Here is a 9652-nt window from a genome sequence, read left to right as displayed (position 1 = left end):
GATCACCTTGGTCTGGTCGGCTGGGATCAGCCGGAGACGGTCACGGCGGCGAGGTCGTAGGAGTTCGTCGCCCGGAGGTTGAGGTTCTGGACGCGCTTGCGCTTGGCGAGGACGTTGTTCGGCGTCCAGGCCCACACTGCGGGCCACTGCGCCCAGATCTTCTCCTGGGCCTGCTTGAGCAGGTCGTTGCGCTTGGCCTCGTCGCTCTCGGCGGCGGCCTGGTCGAGCAGGGCGGTGATCTCGGGGACGACGAAGCCGTGGTAGGTGTCGCGCGTCTTCTCCTTCTCCGCCGTGCCGCCGTACTGGCCCTGCAGGTTGGTCAGCGCGAGCCCGGTCTGGTTGCCGTAGCCGTTGGCGAGGATGTCCCAGTCACCGGCCTCGCCGCGACGCCAGGCGTTGATCTCGCCGCCCTTGGGGATCATCTTCAGCTCAGCGGTGACACCGACGGCCGCGAACATCTGCGAGATGGCCTCGAGCACGCGCGAGGCACCGGCGAACTCGGAGTCCTCCCAGATGATCCGCACCTTGAGCCCGGACGCGCCGTTGTCGGCGAGCATCTGCTTGGCCTTGGCAGGGTCGTACGTGTATTCACCGGTCTTCGCGAAGCCCGCGAGGGTCGTCGGGACGACACCCTCGGCCGAGTTGACCTGGCCGTTCATGAGCGCCTTGATGAGCGACTCGTGGTCGACGGCGTAGGTGAGCGCCTCGCGCACCTTGGGGTTGGCGAGCGGGCTGCCGGCCGGCTTGCGGAAGTTGTAGAAGAGGTGGATCAGGCGCGTGCCCGGGGTCTCGATGACGTCGATGTCGGCGTTCGTCTTGAGCGACGTCGCGGACTCGGGCGTGATGGTGTCGATGACGTCGGTCTGGCCGGAGGTGATGGCGATGACGCGCGCGCCCTCCTCCTCCTGGTAGCCGACGTTGACCGTCTCGAGCTTGGCCGGCGTGCCCCAGTAGTTGTCGTTGCGCACGAGGCGGTAGGTGCCGGTGCCGGAGTCGGCACTCGCGATGGTGAACGGTCCGGTGCCGAGGCCGGTGCCGAGCTCCTCGGCCTTGTTGTCCTTGGCCGGCGTGATGAGGATGTTGGACATCAGCGAGTTGAGCGAGACGACGGGGCTCTTGGTCGTCAGGGTGAAGGTCGTGTCGTCGACCTTGGTGAAGGTCGGCTGCTCGGGGAACTGCGAGGCGACGTAGCCGGCCTTGACCTCGAAGTAGAGCCTGAGCGCGGTCTCGACGTCCTCGACCGTGACCTTCGACTTGTCGGAGTAGTGGATGTCGTTGCGCAGCTTGACCGTCCACTCGGTGGGCTTGGTCTGCTCGAACGACTCGGCGAGGACGAGCTCGGGGGTCAGCTTGTCGCCGATCTTCGTCAGGGCCTCACGCACGGCGCGCTGCACGGTGACGGCCGCGTCGTACTGGTTCAGCTTGTTGTCGAGGCTGACCAGGTTGCGGTTGAGCACGATGCTCAGTGTGCCCCCCGCAGCCCCTGCCCCGGCAGTGCTCGCGGTGGTGGCGGACTTGGGCCCGGCGCAGGCGGCGAGCGCGGGAGCGAAGAGCGCTCCGGCGCCGGCCAGCGAGGCGAGCTTGAGGATCGAGCGACGCGAGACCTCCCGCGTCGGCTGGTCAGACGTGGGAAGCAGAGCGGGCTGCTGGGGCATCGGGACTCCTCGTTGAGCGGTGGCCTCCCCGTCGGCGGCGCACGCTGCGCCCCTCGGGTTGGACCACCTTCGCACCATTGCGCGATTCGCGCAATACCTGTAGCGTTTTTTGTGAAGGGACGGTTGTTCGTATGCCGTCCGGTGCGCTCCCGGAGCACGCCGCGGCACCCTTCATCCCCATCGGCAGGGTCGCCAATCTCCTTGTCGCACAGCACGAAACGCACAGGAAACACCGTGAGGAGGAGAACGTGAAGGCACTCGCCCTGGGCATCGTCGCCGATGATCTGAGCGGCGCCGCAGAGTGCGCATCCCACGCTCTCATGCGCGTTTCGCGCAGTACAGTCGTTCTCTCGGCCTCGTCGTCGCCCATCGCACCCGCCTCCGGTCTCCGACCCGACGTGCGCACCCCGGGCGGAGCAGACGACCCACTCGCCGTCCTCACCGTCGACACCGACTCGCGCCGTCTCCCCCACGCGGAGGCCGTGCGCGCGGTTCGCGCAGCCGCAGCCCTCGTCACGACGGCACCGGTCGTCGTCAAGAAGGTCGACTCGCTGCTCCGGGGACACGTCGCCGCGGAGGTCGCCGCCCTCGCCGAGGAGCTGCAGCGCACACCGGTCGTGGCCGTCGCCAACCCCGCGCTCGAGCGCGTCGTCGTCGACGGCGTGCTCCACGTCGGCGGCACGCCGCTGCACCACACCGACCTCTGGGCCGTCGAGCCGACCCCGGCGCCGGACCGGGTGGCCGCGGCCCTGCACCCGCTGGCCACCGTGCTCGTCCCGCACACCACCGTGCTGCGCGGCGTCGAGGCGGTCACGGCGGCCCTCGACGAGGCCACCCGCACCGGCTTCGTCGCGGTCTGCGACGCCGTGACGGACGCCGACCTCGATGTCGTCCACGCCGCCGCCGTCAGGGCGAGCGCGGCCCTCGGCTCCGACACGCTGCTCGTCGGCTCCGGAGCCCTGGCCGACGCGGCCGTGCGGGCCCTGCCCCGGGAACCGCGCCATGGCGCACTTCCAGCGACCGACAGCCCCGACTCCGCCCTGGAACTGCACCATGGCGAACGTCCAGCCCTGGGCGACGGTGCGGCGGTGCTCTTCGTGCTCGGCTCGCGCGCGCCGGGACTCCCGGCCCAGCTCGAGCGGCTCTCGGCTGCGCGCTCCGCGCACACGGTGCTGCTGCAGCCCGACCGCCTCCTGGCCGACCCGGGGGCCGTATGCGTCCAGCTCGCCGAGCGCGCCCGTGAGGGCGTCGTCGTGGTGGCGCTCGACCCCGCTGCCCCCGCCGACCCGAGCCGGTCGCGTGCCCTGACCGAGTCCCTCGCCGCCGCGGTCTCGCCCGTGCTCGACCACTTCGACGCGGCGTTCCTCTCCGGCGGTGAGACCGCCCGCGCCGTCCTCGACCGCCTCGACGTGCCCGCTCTCGACGTCGTCGCCGAGGTCGAGACCGGCACCGTCGTGAGCCGGCGCCCCGGTGGGCGGCTCGTCGTCACGCGCCCGGGCAGCTTCGGCGACCCGACCTCGCTCGTCCGCGTCGTCGAGCACCTGCTGGGGCCCACCACCGTGCCGCCGCAGGCCCCGCACCACCGCACCTCATCGACCACCACCGCACCCCGCGCCACCCCCGGCGCGACCACCGAGGAGAACTCATGAGCGTCGCCCTTCCCCGCATCGCCGTGACCATGGGAGACGGCGCCGGCATCGGCCCCGAGATCATCGTCAAGGCCTTGGCCGACCCGCACGTGGCGACGATGGCGCGCGTCGTCGTCGTCGGTGACGCGCTGCGTCTCAAGCAGGCCGCCGACATCGCCGGCGTCCCCGTCGACATCGTCACCATCGACGACGTCGAGGAGGCGAGCGAGATCCCCGGGCGCATCAACGTCATCGACCTCGCGCTGCTGCCGGCGGACCTCCCCTTCGGGCAGCTGTCGGCCGTCGCCGGCGACGCCGCCTACCACTACATCCGCGTCGCGTCCGAGCTCGCGATGGCCGGCAAGGTCCAGGCCATCTGCACCGCGCCGCTCAACAAGGAGGCGCTGCACGCCGGCGGCCACGTCTTCCCCGGCCACACCGAGCTGCTCGCCCACCTCACCGGCACGCCCGAGGTCTCGATGATGCTCTCGACCGAGAGGGTCAAGGTCATCCACGTGACGACCCACATCGGCCTCATCGATGCCGTCAACCGCATCGAGCCCGGTCTCGTCGAGCGCGTCATCCGTCGGGGCCACCAGGCCCTCGTCGACGCCGGCAACCCGACCCCGAAGATCGGCGTCTGCGGCATCAATCCGCACGCCGGCGAGAACGGCCTCTTCGGCTACGGCGAGGAGGCCGAGAAGATCGACCCCGCCGTGGAGGTCTGCCGCGCCGACGGCATCGACGTGCACGGCGCCCTACCGGCCGACACGCTCTTCTTCCTCGCCGGTCGCGGCGACTACGACCTCGTCGTCGCGATGTACCACGACCAGGGCCACGGGCCGGTCAAGGTGCTCGGCCTCGAGGCGGGCGTCAACGTGACGATCGGTCTGCCCGTCATCCGCACGTCGGTCGACCACGGCACGGCCTTCGACATCGCCGGCACCGGCATCGCCGACCACCGCTCGATGATCGAGGCGCTGCGCCTCGGCGCGGAGATGGCGCCACGGCCCGTGGACGCCTAAGGTGCCCAGCGTGGCGAAGCACACCGCACAGACGCGTCGGGGCGAGATCGTCCGCCTCGCCACCACCAGTGGGCTCGCGAGCGTGGAGGAGCTCTCCGACCAGCTCGGCGTCACCGCGTCGACGATCCGGCGCGACCTCGCCAAGCTGACCGCCCAGGGCAAGCTGGCCCGCACCTACGGCGGTGTGATGAGCCTGGCCCACCATCCCGAGGCCTCGCTGCGCCAGCGTCTCGGGGAGGCGCACGCGGCGAAGCGCGACATCGCCCGCTGGGCCGCCGACCAGATCGAGCCCGGCGAGACGGTGCTCCTCGACGCCGGGTCGACGATGGGCGCGCTCGCCGACGCCATCACCAAGACGCCCGAGCTGACCGAGCTGACCGTCGTCACGGCCGGCATCAGCGCCATGGGTACGCTCGCCGACAGCGTCGGCATCGACGTCATCGCCCTGGGCGGCCGGCTGCGCCCGCTCAGCCAGGCCTTCGTCGGACCGCTCGCCGAGGCCGCCGTGCAGCGACTGTCCTTCGACCGCGCGTTCATGGGCGCCGACAGCGTGCACGCCGAGCGCGGCATCTGCGAGGCCGACCTCGAGCAGACCCGGCTCAAGGAGCTCATGATGGGTCGCGCCGAGCACACCTACGTCCTCGCGCACGCCGACAAGCTCGGCCAGTCACCGTTCCACGCGTGGGCCGTCATGCCCCGCACGTGGACCCTCGTCACCGATCAGTCCGCCGATCCCGTGGCGTTGCGAGCCTTCCGCGACAACGGCATCGAGGTCGTCATCGCACCCCGACGCGACTGACGAGGCCACGTATGCCGCCCAGCCGGGTGGGCGGCATACGCCCTCTGGGGTCGTGGCGGGCGGTCAGTCCTCGACGACCGTCGTCATGACCCAGTCACGCACCTCCGGCATGTCCTCGAGGTGCTCGACGATGTACTCGTGGTGCCTGTCGAGCTCGGCCTGGCACCAGGCCTTGACCTCGCTCGACCCACGCACCTGGCGACCGGCGTTGTTGATGGCATCCATGACGAGGGAGTAGCGGTCGACGCCGTTGCGTACCACCATGTCGAACGGCGTCGTCGTCGTGCCCTCCTCGCTGAAGCCGCGCACGTGGAAGCGGTCGGCGTCGGGCCGCCCGTGGACGAGCTGGTGGATGGCGCCGTGGTAGCCGTGGAAGGCGAACACGACGTCGACGTGGTCGGTGAAGAGCTCACCGAAGCGCACGTCGTCCATGCCGTGCGGGTGGCTGCGCACGCGCGGCAGGGTCATGAGGTCGACGACGTTGACGACGCGCACGCGCAGCTGCGGCAGCTTCTCCTTGAGGATCTGGGCCGCGGCGACGACCTCCATCGTCACGACGTCGCCCGCGCAGGCGAGCACGACGTCGGGGTCGCGGTCGCCGTCGTCGGTGCCGGCCCAGTCCCAGATGCCCGCCCCGGCCGCGCAGTGGGCGACGGCCTCGTCCATCGTCAGCCACTGCGGCTGCGGCTGCTTGTCGATGACGACGAGGTTGACGTAGTTCTTCGACCGGAAGCAGTGATCGGCCACCGAGAGAAGGCAGTTCGCGTCCGGCGGGAGGTAGATCCGCGACACCTCGCCGCGCGCGTTGAGCACCGTCTGGATGAGGCCGGGGCCCTGGTGCGAGAAGCCGTTGTGGTCGTTGCGCCACGCCGTGGACGTCAGGAGGATGTTGAGGCTCGGCACCTTGGCCCGCCAGTCGAGCTTGTTGGCCTCCTGCAGCCACTTGCTGTGCTGCACCGTCATCGAGGCGCTCACCATCGCGAAGGCCTCGTACGTCGCGAAGAGCCCGTGCCGGCCGGTCAGCGTGTAGCCCTCGAGCCAACCGTGGCACGAGTGCTCCGAGAGCACCTCCATGACCCGCCCGTCGTGCGAGAGCTTCTCGTCCTGCTCGAGCACCCGCTCGGCCGTCATCCGGTCGGACACGTCGAAGACGGCGCCCACCCGGTTGCTGTTCGTCTCGTCGGGGCTGAAGAGCCGGAACGTCGTCGGGTTGCGCACGTAGAGCTCGCGCATCAGCTCGCCGAGGGCCCGCGTCGACTCCTCCCGGGCCGCCGCCGGCGAGGGCACGTCCCGTGCGAAGTCGCGGAAGTCGGGGATGTCGAGCTCGGTGGTGAGGACCCCGCCGTTCGCGTGCGGGGAGGCGCTCATCCGCAGGTCGCCCTCCGGGTTGGTCTGCAGCACAACGTCGGTCGGCCTGCCCGACTCGTCGAAGAGCTCCTCGGGCCGATAGGAGCGCAGCCACGTCTCGAGGACCGCGAGGTGCTCGGGGTTGTCCTTGACACCCGAGAGCGGCACCTGGTGCGAGCGCCACGAGCCCGTGACCGGGATGCCGTCGACCTCCTCCGGCCCGGTCCACCCCTTCGGCGTGCGCAGCACGATGAGTGGCCACCGAGGCCGCTCCCCCATCGTCCAGCCGTCCGCCCGTGCGTCCTGCTGGATGGCGCGGATCCGGCCGTACGCCGTCGCCAGCGTCTCCGCGAAGCGCTCGTGCATGCCCGGCACGTCGTCACCCTCGACCTCGAGCACGTCGTAGCCGTGCCCCTCGAGGAGGCTGCGCACCTCGGCCGGGTCCTTGCGGCCGAGCACCGTCGGCCCGGCGATCTTGTAGCCGTTGAGGTGCAGGACCGGCAGCACCGCACCGTCGCGCCGCGGGTTGAGGAACGAGATGCCCTTCCAGGAGCCCTCGAGCGGGCCCGTCTCGGCCTCCCCGTCACCGACGACGGCGAGCGCCAGCAGGTCGGGGTTGTCCATGACGGCACCGAAGGCGTGGCCGAGGACGTAGCCGAGCTCACCACCCTCGTGGATCGAGCCCGGCGTCGTGACGGAGACGTGGCTCGGGATGCCGCCGGGCGCCGAGAACTGGCGGAAGAGGCGGCGCACGCCGTCCTCGTCGCACGTCACCTTGGGGTAGATCTCGGAGTACGTGCCCTCGAGGTAGCCGGCCGCGACGAGCGCGGGACCACCGTGGCCGGGGCCGGTGAGGTAGATCGCCTGCTGACCCGTGTGCCGGATGATGCGCGAGAGGTGCGCGTAGACGAAGGACAGCCCGGGGCTCGTGCCCCAGTGTCCGAGCAGGCGTGGCTTGATGTCGTCCGGCACGAGCGGCCGACGCAGGAGCGCGTTGTCCTGGAGGTAGATCTGCCCGATCGTCAGGTAGTTGTTGGCCCGCCACCACGCGTCCATCGACGCGATCTCGTCGACGGTCGGGGCCGGCACGGTGGCGGTCGTGGGGGTCTGGCTCGTCGTCACGGCAGGGCCTCTCGAGGGGTCGGCGATCGTGCGTCCCCACGAGCCTCACCGACGGGCGCCCTGCTGACAAGGGGTCGAAGGTCCCGCGACCGCGCGACCGGGCGGGACGGCATACGCCCTCGTCGACCGGCGCGGCCGGACAGAGCAGTGGGCCGGCCCCCGTCGGGACCGGCCCACCCCGCTCCGGAAGGTCAGCGGTTGAAGGCGTCCTTGACGTCTTCGCCCGCGTCCTTGAGCTGCTCGCCCCGCTGCTTGAGGTCCGCCGAGGCCTGATCAGTCTTGCCTTCGGCCTCGAGTCGCTCGTTGTCGGTGACCTTTCCGGTGGCTTCCTTGGCCTTGCCCTTCAGGTCTTCACCCATGTTCTTGGCCTTGTCTTCGGTACCCATGTCAGGGCTCCTTTCGCCGTAGATCAGATACCTCTCCCCCTACCCGGTCGCCGTCGATCGCCACCAGATCCGGACCACCGACGTCCAGCGGGGCGTCGCACGTCACAGGGCGTCGGCACCTTTTGCGACACTGGGGTGGTGTCAGCGAACCCGAGTCCCGCGGCGGACCAGCCCGAAGCGTCCACGCCGTCCGGTCGCGCGCCCCAGACCCGCGACCTGAGCCGGTTCGCCTACCTCTCCATCGCGGCCGCGATCGTCACCATCACGCTCAAGGTGATCGCGTGGCGGATCACCGGCTCGGTGGGCCTGCTGTCCGACGCGGCCGAGTCGGTCGTCAACCTCGTCGCCGCCATCGCCGTGCTCATCGCGCTCAAGGTCGCCGCGATGCCGGCCGACAAGAACCACCACTTCGGCCACACCAAGGCCGAGTACTTCTCGGCGGCGGTCGAGGGGATGATGATCTTCGTCGCCGCGCTCGTCATCATGTACACCGCGGTCGAGCGCTTCCTGCACCCGCAGCCGATCGAGAACGTCGGCATCGGCCTCGCCATCTCGGTCGTCGCCTCGGCGGTCAACGGCGCGGTGGCCGTCGTGCTGCTGCGCGCCGGGCGCCGCTACCGCTCGCTGACGCTGACGGCCGACGGCAAGCACCTCATGACCGACGTGTGGACGTCCGCCGGGGTCGTCATCGGTGTCGTGCTCGTCGCCCTCACGGGGATCGCACGTCTCGACCCGGTCATCGCGTTCCTCGTCGGCATCAACATCATCTGGACCGGCTGGAAGCTCATCCGTGAGTCCACCGAGGGCCTCATGGACATCTCGATGCCCAAGGAGGACAACAGCGCGATCGCCGAGATCCTCGCCCGGTTCGTCACGCGCGAGGTCCACTTCCACGCGCTGCGCACCCGCGTCTCGGGCCACCACCGCTTCGCCGAGGTGCACGTGCTCGTGCCCGGCGCGTGGACGGTGCAGCAGGGGCACGACCTCATGGAGGAGGTCGAGGAGGCCGTCCACCGCGAGTTCGGCGAGATCGCCCTGACCTGCCACCTCGAGCCCTCTGAGGACCCGCGTGCCTACGGCGACTACGCGGCCGAGTTCCCCATCCCGACCCACGACGACATCGTCGCGTCCCACGGGGCGGCGACGCGAGGCGACGAGCAGGCATGAGCCGTGCGCACGTCGTCCTCCCCTCGCCCATCGGCGAGCTGACCGTCGTCGCCGAGGACGGCGCCATCACGCACCTGCTCATGGACGCCGCGAAGTACCGCCCTGACGACCCCGACGTCCTCGGCGAGGCCGGTGACCCGGCCGACGAGCCCTTCGCGGCGGCCGCGGTGCAGCTCGCCGCGTACTTCACCGGTGCCCTGACCGAGTTCGACCTGCCGCTCGCCCCGCGCGGCGACGTCTTCCACCAGAAGGTGTGGGCGCTGCTGCGCGAGATCCCCTATGGCGAGACGCGCAGCTACGGCGACCTCGCGCGGGCGCTCGGCGACCGCAACCTCGCCCAGGCCGTCGGCACGGCCAACGGACGCAACCCGATCGCCGTCGTCGTGCCGTGCCACCGCGTCATCGGCGCCGACGGCTCCCTCGTGGGGTATGCCGGCGGGCTGGGTCGCAAGCGCTTCCTCCTCGCGCTCGAGGAGCCCCCCGCCGCCGACTCCGGCCGCCTCTTCTGACCCCTCCCCCCACT

The 9652-nt window shown here is 70.8% G+C and carries 8 protein-coding genes; 5 read left to right on the top strand and 3 right to left on the bottom strand.

Annotation, left to right across the window (positions count from 1 at the left end):
• Nucleotides 1-26: 26 nt before the first annotated feature.
• A complete protein-coding gene (locus tag AC1DW8_RS21110; protein ID WP_056771736.1) occupies nucleotides 27-1655 on the bottom strand; it encodes an ABC transporter substrate-binding protein in 1629 nt (542 codons plus the stop codon).
• A gap of 248 nt (nucleotides 1656-1903) precedes the next feature.
• Between AC1DW8_RS21110 and AC1DW8_RS21105 the strand changes: the two genes are divergently transcribed.
• From AC1DW8_RS21105 to AC1DW8_RS21095, 3 genes are read left to right on the top strand one after another with little or no spacing between them, the layout of a single operon-like run.
• Nucleotides 1904-3304: a four-carbon acid sugar kinase family protein gene (locus AC1DW8_RS21105; protein ID WP_478095774.1), complete on the top strand. Its 1401-nt coding sequence runs from the start codon at nucleotides 1904-1906 to the stop codon at nucleotides 3302-3304.
• Entirely contained in the window at nucleotides 3301-4308 is a 1008-nt protein-coding gene (pdxA, locus tag AC1DW8_RS21100) for a 4-hydroxythreonine-4-phosphate dehydrogenase PdxA (protein ID WP_056771742.1), read from the top strand. The genes AC1DW8_RS21105 and pdxA overlap by 4 nt, the downstream gene beginning before the upstream one ends.
• A gap of 10 nt (nucleotides 4309-4318) precedes the next feature.
• Nucleotides 4319-5107 (top strand): DeoR/GlpR family DNA-binding transcription regulator, encoded by a 789-nt coding sequence (locus AC1DW8_RS21095; RefSeq protein WP_056772691.1) that lies wholly within the window; start codon nucleotides 4319-4321, stop codon nucleotides 5105-5107.
• A 63-nt stretch (nucleotides 5108-5170) separates the two neighbouring features.
• On the opposite strand, the gene AC1DW8_RS21090 is transcribed toward AC1DW8_RS21095, so the two are convergent.
• Both AC1DW8_RS21090 and AC1DW8_RS21085 read right to left on the bottom strand, forming a co-directional pair.
• Nucleotides 5171-7576 carry a phosphoketolase family protein gene (locus AC1DW8_RS21090; protein WP_478095773.1) on the bottom strand — a complete coding sequence of 802 codons (2406 nt, stop codon included), beginning with the start codon at nucleotides 7574-7576 and terminating at the stop codon, nucleotides 5171-5173.
• Between the two features lie 191 nt (nucleotides 7577-7767).
• Nucleotides 7768-7962, bottom strand: coding sequence for a CsbD family protein (locus tag AC1DW8_RS21085; protein WP_056771749.1), 195 nt, complete (start codon nucleotides 7960-7962; stop codon nucleotides 7768-7770).
• Between the two features lie 135 nt (nucleotides 7963-8097).
• On the opposite strand from AC1DW8_RS21085, the gene AC1DW8_RS21080 reads away from it, so the two are divergent.
• A complete protein-coding gene (locus AC1DW8_RS21080; protein ID WP_200961747.1) occupies nucleotides 8098-9129 on the top strand; it encodes a cation diffusion facilitator family transporter in 1032 nt (343 codons plus the stop codon).
• Entirely contained in the window at nucleotides 9126-9638 is a 513-nt protein-coding gene (locus tag AC1DW8_RS21075; RefSeq protein ID WP_056822422.1) for a methylated-DNA--[protein]-cysteine S-methyltransferase, read from the top strand. The genes AC1DW8_RS21080 and AC1DW8_RS21075 overlap by 4 nt, the downstream gene beginning before the upstream one ends.
• The last annotated feature ends 14 nt before the right edge of the window (nucleotides 9639-9652 follow it).

The sequence above is a fragment of the Terrabacter sp. P2_E3 genome (genome assembly GCF_056403915.1).
This window is presented reverse-complemented; position numbering and strand designations above follow the sequence as displayed.